At 56.9% G+C, this 19256-nt stretch carries 21 protein-coding genes; 12 read left to right on the forward strand and 9 right to left on the reverse strand.

From position 1 onward, the window contains the following. Positions 1-573: 573 nt before the first annotated feature. The gene (locus ACX3P5_RS04700; protein WP_233984953.1) at positions 574-1266 is read left to right on the forward strand and encodes a DUF421 domain-containing protein; all 693 of its coding nucleotides are present in this window, start codon (positions 574-576) and stop codon (positions 1264-1266) included. Positions 1267-1278: 12 nt separating this feature from the next. On the opposite strand, the gene ACX3P5_RS04705 is transcribed toward ACX3P5_RS04700, so the two are convergent. Further along, positions 1279-1989 (reverse strand): GNAT family N-acetyltransferase, encoded by a 711-nt coding sequence (locus tag ACX3P5_RS04705; protein WP_458968353.1) that lies wholly within the window; start codon positions 1987-1989, stop codon positions 1279-1281. A gap of 205 nt (positions 1990-2194) precedes the next feature. Between ACX3P5_RS04705 and ACX3P5_RS04710 the strand changes: the two genes are divergently transcribed. Continuing rightward, complete coding sequence (locus ACX3P5_RS04710) at positions 2195-2407, forward strand: hypothetical protein (RefSeq protein WP_336754848.1); 213 nt, start codon at positions 2195-2197, stop codon at positions 2405-2407. A 51-nt stretch (positions 2408-2458) separates the two neighbouring features. On the opposite strand, the gene ACX3P5_RS04715 is transcribed toward ACX3P5_RS04710, so the two are convergent. After that, a complete protein-coding gene (locus ACX3P5_RS04715; RefSeq protein ID WP_233984950.1) occupies positions 2459-3652 on the reverse strand; it encodes a zinc-dependent alcohol dehydrogenase in 1194 nt (397 codons plus the stop codon). Between the two features lie 203 nt (positions 3653-3855). Continuing rightward, positions 3856-4329 carry a hypothetical protein gene (locus tag ACX3P5_RS04720; RefSeq protein ID WP_458969169.1) on the reverse strand — a complete coding sequence of 158 codons (474 nt, stop codon included), beginning with the start codon at positions 4327-4329 and terminating at the stop codon, positions 3856-3858. A 425-nt stretch (positions 4330-4754) separates the two neighbouring features. Here ACX3P5_RS04720 and ACX3P5_RS04725 point away from each other — a divergent pair, with 425 nt between their 5' ends. Then, entirely contained in the window at positions 4755-6044 is a 1290-nt protein-coding gene (locus tag ACX3P5_RS04725) for an HAAAP family serine/threonine permease (protein WP_233984948.1), read from the forward strand. 23 nt (positions 6045-6067) lie between these two features. On the opposite strand, the gene ACX3P5_RS04730 is transcribed toward ACX3P5_RS04725, so the two are convergent. Continuing rightward, a complete protein-coding gene (locus ACX3P5_RS04730) occupies positions 6068-6577 on the reverse strand; it encodes a 2-thiouracil desulfurase family protein (protein WP_458968354.1) in 510 nt (169 codons plus the stop codon). A 113-nt stretch (positions 6578-6690) separates the two neighbouring features. Between ACX3P5_RS04730 and ACX3P5_RS04735 the strand changes: the two genes are divergently transcribed. The 3 genes from ACX3P5_RS04735 (at position 6691) to ACX3P5_RS04745 (ending at position 9531) form a co-directional block, all read left to right on the forward strand. Next, positions 6691-7788 (forward strand): ABC transporter substrate-binding protein, encoded by a 1098-nt coding sequence (locus ACX3P5_RS04735; RefSeq protein ID WP_458968355.1) that lies wholly within the window; start codon positions 6691-6693, stop codon positions 7786-7788. A gap of 310 nt (positions 7789-8098) precedes the next feature. Beyond that, a complete protein-coding gene (locus ACX3P5_RS04740; RefSeq protein WP_458968356.1) occupies positions 8099-8566 on the forward strand; it encodes an RcnB family protein in 468 nt (155 codons plus the stop codon). Positions 8567-8694: 128 nt separating this feature from the next. Then, entirely contained in the window at positions 8695-9531 is an 837-nt protein-coding gene (locus ACX3P5_RS04745) for a Cof-type HAD-IIB family hydrolase (protein WP_458968357.1), read from the forward strand. 56 nt (positions 9532-9587) lie between these two features. Here ACX3P5_RS04745 and ACX3P5_RS04750 read toward each other — a convergent pair whose 3' ends face one another. Then, positions 9588-10736: an iron-containing alcohol dehydrogenase gene (locus ACX3P5_RS04750; protein WP_293001418.1), complete on the reverse strand. Its 1149-nt coding sequence runs from the start codon at positions 10734-10736 to the stop codon at positions 9588-9590. Positions 10737-11028: 292 nt separating this feature from the next. Here ACX3P5_RS04750 and gntT point away from each other — a divergent pair, with 292 nt between their 5' ends. Continuing rightward, positions 11029-12345, forward strand: coding sequence for a gluconate transporter (gene gntT / locus ACX3P5_RS04755; protein WP_233984943.1), 1317 nt, complete (start codon positions 11029-11031; stop codon positions 12343-12345). Positions 12346-12400: 55 nt separating this feature from the next. Here the strand turns inward: gntT and ACX3P5_RS04760 are convergent, their stop codons facing one another. Both ACX3P5_RS04760 and ACX3P5_RS04765 read right to left on the reverse strand, forming a co-directional pair. Beyond that, complete coding sequence (locus ACX3P5_RS04760) at positions 12401-13483, reverse strand: malate/lactate/ureidoglycolate dehydrogenase (protein ID WP_458968358.1); 1083 nt, start codon at positions 13481-13483, stop codon at positions 12401-12403. Between the two features lie 129 nt (positions 13484-13612). Beyond that, the gene (locus ACX3P5_RS04765) at positions 13613-13858 is read right to left on the reverse strand and encodes a hypothetical protein (protein ID WP_094119617.1); all 246 of its coding nucleotides are present in this window, start codon (positions 13856-13858) and stop codon (positions 13613-13615) included. A gap of 255 nt (positions 13859-14113) precedes the next feature. Between ACX3P5_RS04765 and ACX3P5_RS04770 the strand changes: the two genes are divergently transcribed. Continuing rightward, complete coding sequence (locus ACX3P5_RS04770; protein WP_019105993.1) at positions 14114-14197, forward strand: small membrane protein YohP; 84 nt, start codon at positions 14114-14116, stop codon at positions 14195-14197. A gap of 309 nt (positions 14198-14506) precedes the next feature. Here ACX3P5_RS04770 and ACX3P5_RS04775 read toward each other — a convergent pair whose 3' ends face one another. Next, on the reverse strand, positions 14507-14818 hold the full coding sequence (locus ACX3P5_RS04775; protein WP_233984941.1) for a hypothetical protein: 312 nt from the start codon (positions 14816-14818) through the stop codon (positions 14507-14509). A gap of 340 nt (positions 14819-15158) precedes the next feature. On the opposite strand from ACX3P5_RS04775, the gene cspE reads away from it, so the two are divergent. Then, positions 15159-15368 carry a transcription antiterminator/RNA stability regulator CspE gene (cspE, locus tag ACX3P5_RS04780; protein WP_006118399.1) on the forward strand — a complete coding sequence of 70 codons (210 nt, stop codon included), beginning with the start codon at positions 15159-15161 and terminating at the stop codon, positions 15366-15368. A 225-nt stretch (positions 15369-15593) separates the two neighbouring features. Continuing rightward, positions 15594-16025: a GNAT family N-acetyltransferase gene (locus tag ACX3P5_RS04785; RefSeq protein ID WP_233984940.1), complete on the forward strand. Its 432-nt coding sequence runs from the start codon at positions 15594-15596 to the stop codon at positions 16023-16025. Here ACX3P5_RS04785 and ACX3P5_RS04790 read toward each other — a convergent pair. Beyond that, entirely contained in the window at positions 16003-17358 is a 1356-nt protein-coding gene (locus ACX3P5_RS04790; protein WP_233984939.1) for an aminotransferase-like domain-containing protein, read from the reverse strand. The two genes, ACX3P5_RS04785 and ACX3P5_RS04790, sit on opposite strands and share 23 nt — an antisense overlap. Positions 17359-17487: 129 nt before the next feature. Here ACX3P5_RS04790 and ACX3P5_RS04795 point away from each other — a divergent pair, with 129 nt between their 5' ends. Both ACX3P5_RS04795 and ACX3P5_RS04800 read left to right on the forward strand, forming a co-directional pair. Further along, a complete protein-coding gene (locus ACX3P5_RS04795; RefSeq protein WP_458968359.1) occupies positions 17488-18453 on the forward strand; it encodes an ABC transporter substrate-binding protein in 966 nt (321 codons plus the stop codon). After that, the gene (locus tag ACX3P5_RS04800; RefSeq protein WP_336755122.1) at positions 18453-19241 is read left to right on the forward strand and encodes a deaminated glutathione amidase; all 789 of its coding nucleotides are present in this window, start codon (positions 18453-18455) and stop codon (positions 19239-19241) included. Before ACX3P5_RS04795 ends, ACX3P5_RS04800 begins: the two co-directional genes overlap by 1 nt. The last annotated feature ends 15 nt before the right edge of the window (positions 19242-19256 follow it).

Below are 19256 nucleotides of genomic sequence, written 5' to 3' on the forward strand. Positions count from 1 at the left end.
GCCGTCCGCGGACGGGTCAGGTTGGGATACAGGTATGCAAAGCAGACTGGCCGATGATGCCACTCTGAACGGGCGGGCAATCCTTGCCAAAAGCAACCGACACTGAGCCGCAGGCGCAGAGTCCTGTCGCATTGACGACGAGTGAGAGATAGCGGGTGGAAGCACGCAGCGCTATCGGCAGGAGAAAAAGTTCTGGCTTCTCGTAGAGTTACTGAACCTTGTGGAAGCCTTACTGGAAAGTATAGGTAAGGTGCGACTCTTCGCAATGTATTGAAGTAAAAAGAAAAAGCACAGCGGCAGAATGTAGCCGCTATAAATCAGGAAAATTTAAGCATCAGCGTTTTGCGGCTGGCGATAAGCGAAACGTGACCAGAACCACAGGCTTTTCAGCTTTGTGAACCTTTTCCATGAGATGCAAACCGGGCAGACTTCGCGGCCTGCGGGTTGCTGCTTCGCTTGCCTTTTCATCCAGCGCCAGCAAGATTAATTAATCACTGGCCTCGATCGGCAGGCCGTTAATTGACCGATCAGCGGGTCGCGGCTCTTTTTCACTGACAGGATGTTTCACAGGATATGTTCTCTTTCGACTGGCACCGCTTTTTACTCAACGATCAACCGGCCACTTTTCTGTTGGAGGTGGTGGCACGGGTGATGATCGCCTATCTGGTGGTCTTCACCTTTTTAAAAGTCTCAGGCCGGCGCGGTGTGCGTCAGCTATCGCTGTTTGAACTGGTGGTGATTCTGACGCTGGGTTCCGCTTCGGGCGATGTGACCTTCTATGACGACGTGCCGGTCCTGCCGGTGATCATGGTGTTTGTGGTGTTGCTGACGCTCTACCGGCTGACCACCATGCTGACGGCGCGCAGCCCGCGCTTTTCGCGCCTGATTCAGGGAGATGTGATTACGCTGATCAAACAGGGTTTATACGTGCTGGAGAGCCTCGATCATCTGAACATTTCGGAGGATGAGTTCTATATGGAGCTGCGACAGAGTGGGGTCGAGCACCTGGGGCAGATCCGGCTGGCGCTGGTGGAGGTGGATGGTCAGCTGAGTATTTACTTCTACGACGATGATGAGATGCGCGCCGGTTTAAGCGTGTTACCGCCCGAACACCGTCAGGATTTCGACACCGTGCCGCACAGCGGGCTTTACGCCTGTACCCACTGCGGCCAGACGCAGCAGATTGCGGGTCAGCAGCAGGCTGTCTGCCCGCGTTGCCAGCGACAGCGCTGGTCCGCAGCGCTGAAAACCCGCCGCCTGCACTGACCGCGCGTCACGTCAGGGCTGCGGGTGAGTTCCTGCGAAACAGGCGCTGAGCGGACGAATTTGCTGGCCGTCGGGGGTGAAGTTGTCGGCGGCCAGCCAGTCGCTCAGGGCGCGCCGGATGTCAGGCCATTCAGGGTCAATGACCGAGAGCCAGTCGGTATCCCGGTTGCGTTGTTTACGCGTCATGGCCTGACGAAAGCGCGCCTCAAAGCGAAAACCCAGTCGTTCGGCCGCCCGTCGTGAGGCGAGGTTGGTTGAGTCACAGCGCCAGGCGACCCGACGGTAGCCGAGCGAAAAGGCCTGTTGCAGCAGCAAAAAAATCGCTTCACTGCCCAGTGCGCTGCGCTGCATCAGGGGCGACCAGGTGACGTGTCCGATTTCTATCGCACCGTTGCGGGTTTCAATACTGGCAAAGCAGACCACGCCCAGCGGCTGCTGCTGGCGGTTGCAGACCGCATAGGGCACCAGACCGGTATCGGCTACCTTTTCTGCGATCCACTGCTGCATCTGCGCCAGCGAAGCCGGACGCTCAGCGCCCAGCCAGCTCCAGTCCCGATCGTCCGGGGCCAGCATAAAAGCCTGCAACAGGCATTCCGCATGGTCCTGATGCAGTGGCAGCAGGCTGCCATGCTGGCCCGGCAGCGGCTGGCGAGGCGGGATGGTGACCGGCTGCCAGTCGGGCAGCGCGTTACCGACCGGCTGATTATCGTGATAGGGGTTCAACGGCGTCTCCTGCGGCAAAAGGGGCGTCAGAAAGGGAGGTAGCTGCAAGCCGGACCGATACCCTGCTGGCCTGAACGGCTGTTTTAACGGCGCTTAAACCGGTAGCGGCTTGTTCCCGCTCACCACATAACTTTGCCTGCCACTGACAGAAAATCAAACAGATTCGGGCAGCATATCGACCTTCTTCCCCCTCCAGGAGTCACCGATGAGTATCAGGCTGGCCAGCGCGTTGCTGTTTTTATTGTTATCGTTCGGCGCTTTTTCACAGCAGGTGATCGGTGAAAGTCATCCCCATTCACGCAGCGCACGGTTACTGGAGCAGGGGAATCTGGCGGATACCGCCGATACGCCGGATGAACATCTGCAGGAGCCACGGTCACCGCGCGTCAGCCTGCAGCGCAAGCCGTGGCTGTTATAGTCGCCCGGTGCTGCCGGCTGAAAAGGGAGCCGGTGACACCGGGCAGGTGGGTTACAGCGTGGCCTGAGTGGCGGTCATGCCGGGTACCAGAATTACTTTGCGGCAATCTTCCTGGCGCTTCTCAAAGATTTCATAGCCGCGCGCCGCATCTTCCAGCGGCAGGTGATGAGTGACAATCTCTTCCGGTTTCAGATGACCCTGTTCGATCAGTTTAAGCAGATCCGGCAGGTAGGCGTGAACGTGGGTCTGGCCCATCTTAAAGGTCAGCCCTTTATCAAACGCATCGCCGAACAGGAAGCCGTGGATAAATCCGGCGTAGACGCCCGGCACGCTGACAATGCCGCCACGCCGCACCGCGGCAATACACTGACGCAGCGCCTTGCCGCTGCTGCCTTCCAGCTTGAGGTTGCTGAGCACGGTTTCCGTCAGGCTGCCTTTGGCTTCGAATCCCACCGCATCGATCACCGCATCCACTCCCCGATGACCTGCGCTGTGTTCGATAATCCAGCCCGCCGGGTCGTTGATCTGATCAAAGTTGATCGGAATCACGCCGTAGCGATCGCGGGCAAAGTTCAGGCGATAATCGTTATGATCGATCATGTAGATCTGTTCCGCGCCCTCCAGGCGGGCACAGGCGGCGCTGAGTAATCCCACCGGTCCGGCACCAAAAATGGCTACGCTGGAGCCCGGTTTCACTTCAGCATTTTTAACCGCCTGCCAGGCGGTGGGCAGGATATCGGAGAGGAACAGCACTTTCTCATCGGATAACAGCGACGGCACTTTGAACGGGCCGGTATTGGCTTTCGGCACCCGGACATATTCCGCCTGTCCGCCCGGCACGCCGCCATAGAGTTTGCTGTAGCCAAACAGCGCGGCGGGTGGCGTTATGTTTTTACGATTAAGGATGGCACCGCGACCGCTGTTAGTGGTTTCACAGGCGGCATACTGATGCAGATGGCAGAAGAAACAGTCGCCACAGGCGATAACAAACGGAATGACGACCCGATCGCCTTTGGCGACGGCCGTAACGGCGCTACCGGCTTCCACTACTTCACCCATAAATTCATGACCGAAGATATCGCCATGACCGGTACCGGGGATCTTGCCACGGTAGAGATGCAGGTCCGAGCCGCAAATCGCGGTGGCGGTGACGCGCAAAATGATGTCATCGTCAGCTTCCAGACCCGGATCGGGGACGTTATCCACGCTGACTTTATGCGGACCGTGATAGGTTAATGCTTTCATCTGTTCAACTCCTGCTGATGAGTGTATGCGGCATGAAAAAAGACTCGCCGCGACAAAGCGGGGGCAGACTCAGGGAACCTGAAATCGAAACCTGTCTGAAGTGTAGCCAGCATCCGGACAGTAAGCAGAGCGGTGGGGCAGACGGGCGGCGTTAAGCCGTTAATGAGGTCTGGGCACGCCTGCCGCCAGCCGGAGGCACGTACTCAGTCAGGCAGGGTGCTGAAGGCGCGCCGGTAAACGGTATCGATTTGTGGCGGAACCTGTTCGATGTAGCGTCGCGCATGCTTACGTGTTTCACCTTCCAGCCGCTGCAGATAATCCAGCGCCTCATCCAGGGTGGGAATGCGACCTTCTGTTCCGTCGATGCAGGCGGGCAAGGCGGTCCAAATCAGCCCTTCAATGCCTCTGGCACGCGCCCAGTCCGCCAGCGGTCCCACCGCCGTCTCCGTCACCGTCAGTATACCCAGCCCATCGTCGCGGCTTTCCGGAATGCCTTCCCGCTCACGCAGCGCGCCACAGGCGGTCTCCAGTGAGGCGGTATTCAGCCAGGCCCACAGCACCGGGACCGGCGTGGCATTCAGGCAGATGGCCGTCGCCAGTTCACCGCCTTCGCTGATGCGGACAAACTCAATCGGCACCGCTGGACCATCGCAATGCCAGGGGCTGGCAACCGGCAGCGCCCCTGATTTCTAGATCAGCGATCCCCATCCAAGGCAGGCAATTTTCATTCTCTTCTCCTGTGTCATAGCGTCAGCGTAACGCCTGAAGCATAGCTAAAGCGTAGCCCGTCTGACGCACTCATCGCGCCGATGATCTGACGTCAGTGCGGCAAAACAGGCTGAAAAATGGCATCATCGGCTATGGTCGTTGCGCACAACCTGACGGTTTTTTCAGCGATGTATGCGCAGTAAGCCGCATAACTTGAACTTTTATCGTCAGGTAGTGTAAAAAGAGGCGCACGCAATCGATTACCTTTGCGCCAGCGGATCGGAATACCACCTGCCGATGCGGCTGACGCAGTGATGTCTGGCCCGGAGCGGACGCTGTAACACTTTCCGTTCTGGCTGTCAGATAACCGGCGGCTTTTAACAGGGAATAGCAGATGAAAACCACGCAAACGAGCACGCTGGGCGCGCTTGAACGTGACGCTGATACGGCATGGCGTAAAACCGATACGATGTGGATGCTGGGCTTATACGGCACTGCGATTGGCGCGGGTGTGCTGTTCCTGCCGATCAATGCTGGCGTCGGGGGACTGATTCCGCTGATCATTATGGCGATCCTCGCCTTTCCGCTGACCTTCTTTGCCCACCGCGCCCTGACGCGCTTTGTGCTTTCCGGTAAAAATCCGGCTGGCGACATCACCGACGTGGTGGAAGAGCACTTTGGCTCCGGCGCCGGTAAGCTGATTACGCTGCTCTATTTCTTCGCTATCTACCCGATTCTGCTGATGTACAGCGTGGCGATTACCAATACGGTGGAGAGCCTGATGGTCAATCAGCTCGGACTGGTACCACCGCCGCGCGTGCTGCTGTCGCTGCTGCTGATTGTCGGCCTGATGACCATTGTGCGTTTCGGTGAGCAGATGATCGTTAAAGCGATGAGCGTGCTGGTCTATCCGTTTGTCGCGGTCCTGATGCTGATGGCCTGCTATCTGATCCCGCACTGGCACGGTGCCGCGCTGACGACGCTGAGCAGCGCAACGCCCAGCGGAAACGGTTTATGGATGACGCTGTGGCTGGCAATTCCGGTGATGGTGTTCTCTTTTAACCACTCGCCGATCATCTCGTCATTTGCTCTGGCGAAACGTGAAGAGTATGGCGACGCGGCAGAGAAAAAGTGTTCACGTATTCTGGCCTGCGCCCACCTGCTGATGGTGATAACGGTGATGTTTTTTGTCTTCAGCTGCGTGCTGAGCCTGTCGCCCGCCGATCTGCACGCGGCGAAGGCGCAAAACATCACCATCCTCTCCTATCTGGCGAACCATTTTCAGGTGCCGGTTATCGCCTGGCTGGGGCCGATCATTGCGATTGTGGCGATCACCAAATCGTTCCTCGGCCACTATCTTGGCGCGCGGGAAGGCTTTAACGGCATGGTGAATAAAGCGCTGCGCAGCCGCGGTAAACAGATGGCGCCTGCCCGGCTGAACCGCCTGACCTCCCTGTTTATGCTGCTGACGACCTGGCTGGTGGCTACGCTCGATCCCAACATTCTTGGGATGATTGAGACGCTCGGCGGCCCGGTGATTGCGATGATCCTGTTCCTGATGCCGATGTACGCGATTCAGAAAGTCCCGGCGATGCGTCAGTACAGTGGCAAAATCAGCAACCTGTTTGTGGTGCTGACCGGCCTGATTGCTATCTCTGCGATCTTCTACTCACTGGCGCACTGATCGGTACCCGCGTAGGCCAGCTATCAATCTGCTGCTTCCATACGGCGGATATGGGCCAGCAGTTCGTCCGCCTGCTGTTCGGCAAAAACGGCAATGCCGTGCTGACGTAACAGGGCGGCGGCAACCCCCGCGCCGCGCCGCCGTTGACCGCTAAAGCGACCGTCATAAATGCCCTGACTGCCGCAGGTCGGGCTGCCATCGCTGAGCAGGGCGTAGCGGCATCCGGCCTGCTGTGCAGTTTCGAGTGCCAGATTTGCGGCGAGCAGATAAATCCGGGTCACATCACGCCCGTCAGACTCCACCACACGGGCTCGTCCCGCCAGCACATCGGCACCGCTGCCGCCGACAATCTCCGCCGGCAGGCGTGGCGTCGGCAAACCGGCGGCCAGTTCAGGGCAGTGAACCACCAGCCGCTGTTCACGCTGCCACTGTGCCAGCGCGGCCAGCACCCATTTTTTGTCACTGCCGTTGTAGCGCACCCGAAACCCCATCAGGCAGGCACTAATCAATATCTTCGCGCGACGATCCTGCATGTTCATCGGCCTCCCGGCTGACGTATTTATTCAGCAATGGTTTACTTTTGTTACTTATTAGCATGTTAGAGTTAACGCGAATAATTATTATTCCTTAATCGGGTGCTGAGAAAATGAAAACCAGGCTGCTTGCCGCCACCACATTGTTGCTGTCAACCGCCTGTGCGGCCACCACCTATCCGGTCACGGTTACCGATCTGGATGGGCAAACCATCACGCTGCAAAAAGAGCCGCAGCATCTGATTTTGCAGGATGGTCGCGACATTCTGGCGCTGGCGTTACTCGACCGGCAAAATCCGTTTCAGCGGGTGGTGGCGTGGAATAACCTGCCGAAAAAACAGGATACCCAGACCTGGGATCTGCTGAAGCAGCGCTGGCCAGAAGCGACGTCAATCGTTGATATGGGCTTTAATGACCAGGGGCAGGTCGATCTGGAGAGCGTTCTGGCGAAGCAGCCCGATCTGATGATTGCGCAGCTGCGCGCGAAACCGGCGCTGACTCAGTCGGGTGTACTGGCGACCTTAAAAAATCTGCATATCCCGGTGCTGTTCATCGACGATGAGCTGAAGCCGAAGCAGAATACGGTGCCGGGTATCACGCTGCTGGGTAAAGTGCTGAACCGCGAAGCCGAGGCTAAAGCCTATACCGATTTTTACCAGCAGCGCTGGCAGCGGATTCAGCAGAGCGTGGCGCAGGTGCAGCACAAGCCGACAGTATTTATCGAGCCGATAGCCGGTAACAGCGATAACTGTTGCTTTACCCACGGCCATAACGGCTGGGGCGCGCTGGTGGAAGCGGTAGGTGGCAAAAATATTGGCTCGGCGCTGCTGCCAGGCAGTTCAGGCTTTGTCTCACTGGAAAAAATCATCGCCATGAAGCCGGATGTCTACATCATGACCGGCTCAAAACGGCCCAACAGCAACGTACTGCCGTTTGGTTATGGGGCGACTCAGGCTGAAATTACCGCGACTTTTAATCGCCTGCTGAGCCGTACCGGCCTGGCGCAGATCGCCCCGGTGAAGCAACAGCGGGTCTACGGTCTCTATCACCATTTCTATAACCATCCGTACAACATTATCGGCATGGAAATTCTGGCAAAAGATCTCTATCCGCAGACCTTCAGCGATGTTGATCCCACCGCTGATTATCATTACCTGGTCAGCCACTTTACCCGGCTACCGGATTCGCCAATCATTCTCAGTACGCCCTGATCCGGCGCGATAGAGAGCGCATCGGCCGATGCCCTGATTATTGCCGGGCCTGAAGCCGTCAGCGGCGATCGGGTTTCGCCGCTGGCCGCCATCCCGCCATTGGGTTTCGGCCTGCTCGTTACGCTGTTCGGGTTAATAAGGCGTCTGGCAAAAATGGAGCAAAATCGGGTTACTGTTAAGAAAGCGATAAGTAAGCGTAATAGTGTGTAAGTTACCGTTTTTTAAGACTTTTACTGATGCTGATGCGTCATATTATTGCCACTATGATGCTCAACGGTGCCTGAATAGCCGTTTCTTCGGAGGCAGTACCATGAAAAAAACAACGTTAACACTTATCGCTTCACTTTTTGCATGCAGCACCCTGTTTTCTCACACCGCACTGGCGGATGGCCCGGGCGACGATCATGGTCAGCGCTGGCAGCAGGGCGGTCAATCGCACGCTGACAATCATGGTCAGGGACAAGGTCGGGGCAACGGTCACGACAACGGCAAGGGGCACGATCGTGCCGATAATGACCGACATAATAACGACCGGCACAACGATGGCCGGCGCGATGACCGCGATCACTTTGCCTGGAACGGTCACGATTTCCGCCGCGGTCATGCGATCCCGTCGGAATATCGCGGCGATCGCTATCGCATCAACGACTGGCACGACCGGGGCTTACGTGAACCGCCTCGTGGCGAACACTGGGCCTACATTGACGGTAACTATGTGCTGATTGCGGCCGCGACCGGCATTATTACCTCGCTGATCCTGAGTAGCGCGCTGCACTAAGTCACCGAACTCAGCTCCCGACCAGGGTGTGACGGATGGCAATCGCCGTCCGTCACACTTTCCGTTTTGCCGCGCCAGCAGCTATCCTGACAGTCCACTCAGAAAACCTTCGCGTGTAAGGAGTCATGATGACGACGGTTAAGATGGTTGCGGTAGATATGGATGGCACCTTTCTGGATGACCAGAAGCAGTACAATCGATCCCGCTTTCTCGCCTGCTATCAGCAGCTCACCGCCCGTGACATTAAATTTGTCGTCGCCAGCGGCAATCAGTATTACCAGCTCAAATCATTTTTCCCGGAGATCGCCAGCGACATCGCCTTTGTGGCGGAGAACGGCGCGTGGATTATCGATCGTGATGAAGAGCTGTTCTGCGGTGCCTTTGAACGTCGCGATGTGGAAGCGGTGATCGATACCCTGCAAAACGGACACTATCCCGGCCTGCGTTATCTGCTGTGTGGACGTAACAGTGCTTATTACTTCGATGGCATGGAAGAGAGCTGGCTGGTTAAGATGCGGCACTACTGTCACCGCCTCAGGCCGATTCACCAGCTGGATGAGACGGGCGACGATCGGCTGTTCAAATTCGCGCTGAATCTGTCAGATGACTACATCGAACCGCTGATGGCGGATATCGAACATCTGCATCAGGGCAAGGTGGCGGCGACGTCCAGCGGACACGGCTCCGTTGACCTGATTGTGCCGGGTCATCACAAAGCTAACGGCCTGAATCTGCTGGCGCAGCGCTGGGGGATCAGCCACGACCAGGTGCTGGCGTTTGGCGATGGCGGCAACGATCTGGAGATGCTGAAACAATCGGGATTCAGCTTTGCCATGGCCAACGCGCCGGATCGGGTTAAACAGGCGGCCCGCTATCTTGCGCCTGCCAACAATCAGCAAGGGGTGTTACAGGTGATTGAGCAGATGCTGGCAGGCGAGGGGCCGTTCGCTTCTCCGGCGGGCTGACGCGCAGCCGGTCGCGCCTGGCTGCGGCTGCGGAGCAGCTAATCCCTTTGCATGGATCAGTCGGTGAGCGTCCACGCCTCTGCAAGCATAGCGTGCATCTGTTCGCGACTGTAATTCACCAGCGAATTTTTACTGTTGGCGCGCGCCAGCACCCATTCGGCTTCTGCCGTGGTCAGGGTGGGGCCATCGCGCCAGAACGGGGTAATCGCCCGCTGTTGCAGCCACTGCTTCAGGAAGCGTGCCGGTGAATCGGTCGGCTCGCTGAACAGCTGCGGATGCAGCTCATCCATCAAGGCGCGCTGCTGCGGATGGTGGCTGTCGGCCAGCTGGTCGAGGAACGGAAACAGCAGGCGTCCGCACACTTCACCGTGGTGAAACGGTTTGATCGCCCCCAGTTCACCGGCAATCCCATGAATAACGCCCAGCCCGGCGCTGCTCAGACTGACGCCGCCCAGCCAGGAGGCCATCATCATCGCCTCGCGTGCCCGATCGCCTTCGGCATCATGCCGGTTGAGATCCGGCCAGGCCTGAACAAACTGGCGCAGGCCGGTCAGCGCCAGCTGGCGGGTAAACAGATTGCCTTTGCCTGAAAGCCAGGCCTCAAACAGATGGGTGAAGGCATCAATGCCGCAGGTCGCCAGTACATGATCGGGAGCGCCTTTCAGCAGATCGGGATCGAGAATCGCCACCTGCGGCACAAAGACCGGATGGCGCAGCGAGGCTTTGACCTGGATATCGCGCTGATCGGTGACCACCGCATTTTGCGTTACTTCACTGCCGGTACCGGCGGTGGTCGGCACCGCAATCAGCGGCAGCGTCACCGGCTGCACCGGCGTGTCGCCCACTTTCTCCAGATAACGCGCGGTCGGCAGCGGATGCTGCATCATCGCACTGAAGGCTTTGGCAGCATCCAGCACGCTGCCGCCGCCAATCGCTACCACGCGGTCAACGTGTCCACGCCAGCGCGCGACCCAGCCATCAATCTCTGCGGGTGAGGCTTCATGACTGACAATTTCGTAGCCAATAATCTGCTGATTAAGCTCTGCTTTCAGGCGGTCATAGGCCGGTCCCTGCAAAAACGATTGTCCGCAAAACAGCAGGGTGGGCAGCGACTCCGCCGCCAGCATCGGCACCAGCTTATCCAGACTGCCGCGTCCAGACAGGGTTCGTTGATTACCGTACAGCTCACTCAGATTCTCACTCACCAGCGCATCCTTTTACATTTTCGCTAAAATCTGAGTGTAACGAAAAGCGCGCCGCCTGCGCTGGCAATCTTTCTGATAACGCATTTGCAAAAAGTTGATCACCTTCGCAAAACAGAAATTCACTGGCGGCGGGGTGGTGCTTTCCTGCGCATGTTACCCTTAACATGTTATCGGTAACAGCGGTTGTCGGAATGTTAAAAATTCTTACAGGCGCACTGTTTTGTAGCCCTCAGGGGATGATGATAACAAACCGGCACTGAACGCCGTTCAGTGCGCAAGGTGGAGAAAACCTATGCCATTACTCTATGTGGCGATTGGCGTCGCGTTACTGCTGCTGCTGATGATTCGCTTTAAGCTTAATGGATTTATCGCGCTGATTCTGGTGGCGCTGGCGGTCGGTGTGATGCAGGGCATGCCGGTCAACAAAGTGATTACGTCGATTAAAGCGGGCGTGGGCGGCACGCTCGGCAGCCTGGCGCTGATCATGGGCTTTGGTGCCATGCTCGGCAAGATGCTGGCTGATTGCGGGGGCGCGCAGCGCATCGCCACCACCTTAATCGAAAAGTTCGGCACAAAGCATATTCAGTGGGCGCTGGTGCTGACCGGCTTTATCGTCGGCTTCGCGCTGTTCTATGAAGTCGGTTTTGTTCTGATGCTGCCGCTGGTGTTTAGCGTGGCTGCCTCAGCGCGCGTGCCGCTGCTCTATGTCGGGGTGCCGATGGCGGCTGCGCTCTCAGTCACCCACGGTTTTTTACCGCCGCATCCTGGTCCGACCGCTATCGCCACGCTGTTCAATGCGGATATGGGCAAAACGCTGCTGTTCGGTACGCTGCTCGGCATTCCTACCGTGATTCTGGCGGGGCCGGTTTATGCCCGCTTCCTGAAAGGCATTGATAAACCGATCCCTCAGGGGCTCTACAACCCAAAAACCTTTACCGAAGCTGAGATGCCGGGATTTGGCGTCAGCGTCTGGACCTCACTGGTGCCGGTGGTGCTGATGGCGCTGCGCGCGGTCGCCGAAATGCTGCTGCCAAAAGGCCATGCGCTGCTGCCTTACGCCGAGTTCTTCGGCGATCCGGTGATGGCGACGCTGATTGCGGTACTGATTGCGATCTTCACCTTCGGTCTGAACCGTGGCCGCAGTATGGATCAGGTGATGGAGACCCTGAGCGATTCGATCAAAATCATCGCCATGATGCTGTTAATCATCGGCGGCGGCGGGGCCTTTAAGCAGGTACTGGTCGACAGCGGGGTGGATAAATATATCGCTAACATGATGCACTCTACCCAGCTGTCACCGATCTTTATGGCCTGGTCGATTGCGGCGGTACTGCGCATTGCGCTGGGGTCGGCAACCGTTGCGGCGATCACCGCGGGCGGCATCGTCGCACCACTGATTGTAACCAGCGGCGCCAGCCCGGAACTGATGGTGATTGCAGTCGGGTCGGGCAGCGTAATTTTCTCTCACGTCAACGATCCGGGCTTCTGGTTGTTCAAGGAGTATTTCAACCTGACTATCGGGGAAACCATTCGTTCGTGGTCAGCACTGGAAACCATCATTTCGGTCTGTGGCCTGATCGGGTGCTTACTGCTGTCGATGGTTATCTGACCGGCAGCCGCTGGCAGCGTGTCTGCCAGCGGCTGGCTGTGTTAACCGGCCTGCGTCATACCGCCAGTGCGCGGAAAGCCGCCAGCTCCGCCTCTGACATCCCCGCCTCCCGCGCGGCCTGGCAGATCTGCTGCCAGCTGGTGCTGTCCAGCGGAATCCCTTCACGATCGCGTGCGATACGATTAGCTTCTTCCCACTCACCCGGAACCTGAATCGGCGCATCGCCGCTGCGGGGTGACGCTTTCACCCAATCAATAAACGCTTCCGCCTCATCCTGCATCGCGGGTGCATCAAACGCGTCGGGATTAATAATGATGGTGGTCATACAGTTAAAGATGGCGTCATTGCCGCTCTGCAACGTGGCCTGATGGGTTGTCCGTCCGCCCGACAAGGCGCCGCCAAATATTTCACACAGCGTCGCCAGCGCGTAGCCTTTGTGCAGCCCAAAGGGCAGCAGAGAGCCATAAGGTGACTGGTGCATCACGCCAGGATCGGTGGTGGGCTGGCCCTGCGCGTCGATCAGGTAACCTGGCGCGACCGCTGTGCCTTTGTTCCACGCGACGCGGGTTTTGCCATAGGCGATGCCGCTGGTGGCGAAATCAAGCAGCAGCGGGCGGGCATGTGGACGCGGAAAGATGGCACAGAATGGATTGGTGCCGAAGCGGCGATCGCTGCCGCCAAACGGCGCCACCATCGGGTCGCCCATCACGTTGACGAAGTGGAAAGAGACGAAGCCGGCCGCTGCACACTGCTCCGCCCAGTGACCAATACGTCCAATGTGATGCGAATGATGAAGGCCGACCGCGGCGATGCCCAGTTTCTGCGCCCGTTCAATGCCGAGCTTCATCGCTTCCCAGGCCGCGACCTGACCGAAGCCCTGATGGGCGTTCAGCGTCAGCACGGCACCGCTGTCTTTATCGAGCGTAGGGCGCTGATTCAGTCGAAGATGCCCCTGTTTCAGTGATGCCATGTAACTGGGGATCATCCCGACGCCGTGCGAATCGTGTCCGGCCAGATTGGCGGCCACCAGGTGATCGGCCACCAGGCGTGCCTCTTCCGGCTGGCTACCGGCAGCGAGCCAGATAGCTTCGGTGAACTGATGCAGCCGGGCGGCATTAATAGAGTGTAGGGTGCTCACGATGTTCTCCTTTTCAGTGGGATAGTTCATCCTGGGTGGAAAAAGGCAACACGGCAAGTGCGATTACGGGCAGGAAAAGGGCCGCGAAATGCGGCCCGCTGTCTTGATAACAGGATGAGGCTGAACGCCTTAATGTGGCTGTTCAAAACCTGCTTTAATCATCTGTTCCCGCAGCGCACGCGCAATCTCGCGGTTGCCGCCAGTGACCGGATAAATCACGTTATTCACCACATCATCAAGATAATGCTCCTCGAACTCCTGCATCGTGAGTTGGGTGCCGCCTTCATCGTTGATGGCGAAAGAACCTTTGATGTGGTCGCCGCTATTTTTTGCCTTGAGGCTATAGCGGCCCATGCTGGTATTAATCGTGCTCATAAGATCTCCTTGCTAAGCATATTCAGGTCTTAACCAATGAGGCCCGCCTTGCCGGTTAAATTTTAGCCAGGATTTTTCTGTAAAACGAAAAGCGTCGAGCGTTAAAATCCGCAGTTGCGATCTCACTCTCAGAATTTCGATAAAAACCGCCTGAATCCGACAAGGGCGGCGGGGCGATCAGGGGAAGCGGCAAAGGGTTTTATTTTGGCTATACTCTTTATGGGAAAGGTTTTTTTACTGGTGAGGGAGAAGGAAATGAAAATTATTCTGTGGATTATTGCCATCATTTTTATCGTGGGACTGTTAACCCTGACAGGGGTGTTTAAACTGATTTTCTGATCGCGCTTTTCGGCTTCAGCGGGCACCTTGATCAGGTGCCCGACACATTTTTATGCTGGCCAATCAGGCAATGGGTGATTGGGTCCATCCGCGTCTCTGGCAGCAAATCTTTTACTCCCAGCCGCTTTTTACAATGTGCACAGCAGGCTCCATGAAAAGTGAGAGGCTCCCCATCCCGTTCAGTGAAAACAAACCGGGCACTCCCGCACTGGCTGCAGCGAATTTTCATTACCATCCTGACTCTCCTCCCCTTTAGTAACAATCCGTTGAGTTAGTGCGCGATCGATACCACAGGTAAACGTTCCTTATTTATTTCCTGACAATATTATCGCGCCGTTCGCAGCAAAAAATAGTGTCTTGTGGCGAGCGTTGTTTGTTGCCAAATGCGAATCGAATGGCAAAAAAAGCACTTCTTTGATTTAAATCAATGTTTATTGTCGACTGCCTGAAATGCAGCCAGATAGCCGGCTGAAGCGGGGTTGCTGGGCCTGAGGGGTTGATCTGACTCAGTAAAAAAGCAGATTTAATTATCTGAAAATCACCCGAGGTGGTCAGTAGCGGGCAAATTTTTTTGGTCTGATGACTCGCTGGGTTAAAAAAAGCCGGCAAATGCGTTGGCATTGTTTTTCACTACCGGCTAAAAAAGGGCGCGATGAGCGCTTTTTTGCTGTCAAAGGGCTAAAGTCAGAACGGCAGGAATTTTCTGGTTAGCGTAAGCAGTCCAATTACTTTTGATGCAAAAAGAATCCGGATTCCAGTGAGTTAACGGATTTTACCGGTTAAAATCACCGGCCCTGGAAGCGGTTTTTTCGCAAGGCAAAAAGTGGAAAAGTGTGATGCGTAAGCAGAAAGTCGAAATTTATCACTTTTTCATCAAATGACACTGGACAAATCTCTCCGCAATTGCTGTACTAGATGGCGACACAGTTTAGTGTCCATTTTTCATGTAAAGGTAATATAGATGTCTAAGATCAAAGGTAACGTTAAGTGGTTTAATGAATCCAAAGGATTCGGTTTCATTACTCCTGAAGATGGCAGCAAAGATGTATTCGTACATTTCTCTGCAATCCAGAGCAACGGCTTCAAAACTCTGGCTGAAGGTCAGCGCGTTGAGTTTGAAATCACCGACGGCGCGAAAGGCCCATCTGCTGCTAACGTTATCAGTCTGTAAGTTAACAGTCAGAATTCTAAAAACCCGCCTGATGGCGGGTTTTTTTATGGCAAAAATCACCTGAAAACTCCCTTCATTGCCCGCTGTGCCACTCGCTACGCCGCACAAACTGCGCGACGCTTCACAATAAATCCTCGTAACATAATCATAACAACCTTACTTGCAGCTTTTTCTTGTCCAACGCTATATAACAGAGCGACAGGATCAGGCTATTGAGGAAACAGGATGAACATACGTCAGGCGGATTTAAAAGACAGTTTTGCCTTGAGTGCCTTACTGAGTGAGCTGGGCTACGGCGGCACGGAAAATTTCATTGAGCAGCGCCTGGCGCAGTTAAGCAGCGATCCCAGCGAAGCGCTGCTGGTGGCGGAGTTCGGCAATCAGGTGCTCGGTTTTTTATCAATGCACTTTATTCCACAGCTGGCACTGGCCGGCGATTTTGCCCGCATCAGCTACTTCTGTATCGCTGAAGGCGAACGCAGTAAAGGCGTCGGCCAGCAGCTGTTACAGCACGCTGAATCACTGGCGGCACAGCGCGGGTGCGATCGGATGGAAGTGCATTGCCATCACTCCCGCCTCAAGGCGAATCAGTTTTACGCCCGTGAAGGTTACGTTGAATCGCCACGCTATCACGTTAAAGATCTGCCCGCGCGTTAGCCTCACGGCCGGAAGCGATAACCAGCGCCTCGGCTATCATCTCCCGTTGTTCATCCCTGAGGCTGGCAATGCTGACGCGGATAAACTGCGTGGTGCCCAGGCTGCAGCGCTCACCCGGTAACACGGCGATACCGCGTGCCGCCAGGGTGATCATGGCAAACTGCTCTGAAGCGACCGGGATATAGAGGCTAAGCCCATCCTGTGGCGGCAACAGAAGTCCGCGCTGCGCCAGTGCTTGCCGCAACTGCTCGCGTCGCTGATGATAAACATCCCGCGCGCTGGCGACCTGCTGCTGCGTCGTTTCATCTTCCAGCAACCACGCTACCGCATCCTGTAATATCCGGCTGGTCCAGCTGACACCAAAGTTTCGCCACGCCTGGATGCGTTTTACCATCTCTGCGGTGGCCGACAGTACCGCCAGACGCAAATCGGGGCCGTAGGCTTTAGAAAACGAGCGGACATGCAGGGTTCGCTCGGGAAACTGCGATCCCAGACTCCAGCCCGCTGCGGCGGAAAGATCCCCAATCCCATCGTCTTCCACAATCAGCGTGCTGCTGTTCGCCAGTAGCTGGGCCAGCGCCTGGCGTCGTCCGACACTGATGGTGCGCCCGGTAGCCGAATGGGTACGTGGCTGATAGATCATCATCACCGGCGCACGGGTGAGCAGCTGACTTAACACCTCAGGCAACGGTCCCTCCGCATCGCAGGCCAGCGGCAAAATTTCAGCGCCCACGTTATCCAGCATATCGAGCAGGCGAGTGGCTGTCGGGTCTTCGATGATCACCCGATCGCCGGGTGAAACCAGCGTCTGTACCAGCAGATTCATCGCATCGAAACCCCCATCGGTTGCCAGAAAGGCTTCCGCCGCATAGGGCCAGCGCGGCGTGACCGCCTGCAACAGCGGGGCGGAAATCGGCTCACGAACGTAGCTATTCAGTTGAGGCGACCGCAACGCCGCCTGTAGTGCATTGTGCAGGTCAGGTAACAAGGCGGGATCGGGAGAGGCCATCGCCAGATCGGCGCGAATGTGTTCGCCATAGTTGCCGATCTTTTCAAAGCGGATCGGCCGCGGCATCACGGTGTTGCCACTGACCCAGACGCCACTGCGGCCTTTTCCCGCCAGCACTTTATGCTGCCTTAGCCGCGACCAGGCAGCGGAAACGGTTGCCGGGCTGACGCCCAGCCGCTCCGCAATATCCCGTACCGCCGGCATCTGCATGCCGACGGCAATCTCACCGTCGCGAATCAGGCGGGATGCCGTTTGGGCGATGCCTTTTACCGACGGGGTTGTTATCTGACTACAGAACCACTCTGGATCGATCATTTGCGTCATAAGAAAATACTTTGTTCAGTAACAAATTAATGATTGTTCAGCTCAGTATTCCGGATCTAGTATCAAATTCAAGCACTATTTGAGCTATCAACCCACCCGGCTTCACGGCACGACGTAAACGGAGAGATCATGGCAAGGCTGAGTATCAGACTGGCAGTGCGCGACTGGGACTATTTCACCCCACTGGCGCTGGGCGATATCAAACCGGACAATTTTGATCTGCACATCGACCGCGTCGGCACGCTGGTGAACGATCTCGCCACCAGCCCCGATTACGATGCGGGAGAGGTGTCGTTCAGCCGCTACGCCCAGGCGCGGGCCAGAGACGATGATGCTCTGCTCGGTATCCCGCACTTCCTGATGCGCGGTTTTCGCCAGCGCTGCATTATCACTACCGCCGACAGTCCCATCACCATGCCTGCAGAGCTGAAGGGCAAAAGCATCGGTGTTACCGGCTGGCAGGATTCGGGCAATACCTGGACGCGCACGGTACTGCGCGAAGCGGGAGTAGACATTGACGACGTTCGCTGGTTTGCCGGGCGACTGACCGCCGATCATCCGATTGTCGATCGGCTGGCCGGATTTGGCCGGCCAGGCCGGATAGAGCCAGCGCCGGGCGAGCGTCCTCTGATTGAGCTGCTGAAAGCGGGAGAGCTGGATGCGGTCTTTACCCCGTTTATGCCGGAAGGTTTTTTCCTGCCGGCGTCCGGTCTGCGCCAGCTCCAGCCGGACTTCTATCAGGCCGAGCGGGCCTACTTTCATCGCGTCGGTTACGTGCCCGGCATTCATATTCTGGCGTTAAAACCGGCGCTGGCGGCACAGCATCCGTGGCTGCCTGCCGCTCTGAGTGAAGTCATCGATCGTTCCTACGCGCTATGGATGCAAAAACGAGAGAAATATGCCGATACCACGCCGTGGCTGCTGGACGATCTGCGACGCACCGCGCAGGAATTACCGGCCGGCTGGAATCAGAATGGTTTTACCGCTAATAGAAAGATGATTGCGGATTTTGCCCGTGAACTGTTCCAGCAGGGACTCACCCACAAATTACTGACGCCGGAAGCGATGTTTCCGCTGGCAGGAGGAGAGAAATGATGAAAATTGCGATGGGACAATTTGCGGTCAACCGTGAATGGCAGGAGAACGCCACACTCTGTCTGGATTTAATGCAGCGCGCTGCCGCTGGCGGGGCCGATCTGCTGGTGCTGCCGGAAGGGGTGCTGGCGCGGGATATTGCCGATCCCGATTTAGTGCTGAAAGCCGCACAACCGCTGGATGGCCCATTTCTCACCCAACTGCTGGCAGCCAGTGAGAATAACGATCTGACCACCATGATGAGCGTGCATGTTCCCACTGAACAGCAGAAAGCGCTCAACGTGCTGATCGCTATCCGCAACGGGAAAATCATTGCCGCTTATGAAAAATTGCATCTCTACGATGCCTTTGCGATGCAGGAGTCACAGCGGGTCAATCCGGGACATGTCATCCCGCCGCTGGTTGAGGTCGCGGGGATGAAAGTCGGCCTGATGACCTGTTATGACGTACGTTTCCCGGAGCTGGCCCGCCGGCTGGTGCTGGATGGCGCGGACCTGCTGGTGTTGCCTGCTGCGTGGGTAAAAGGGCCGCTGAAAGAGATGCACTGGGAGCTGCTGACCCGCGCCCGTGCGCTGGAGAATACCTGCTATATGGTGGCGGTAGGTGAGTGTGGCCCGCGCAATATCGGTAACAGCCTGGTGGTCGATCCGCTTGGTGTTGTCATCGCGAATGCGGCTGAATCGCCAGCGCTGATGTTTGCCGAGCTCGATCCTGAACGCGTGGCCTATGCCCGCCGCGTGCTGCCGGTGCTGGAGAATCGTCGTTTCGCCCGTCCCGAACTGAACTGACCCCTGATCCTGGAG

The sequence above is a fragment of the Pantoea sp. S-LA4 genome, from assembly GCF_054482835.1.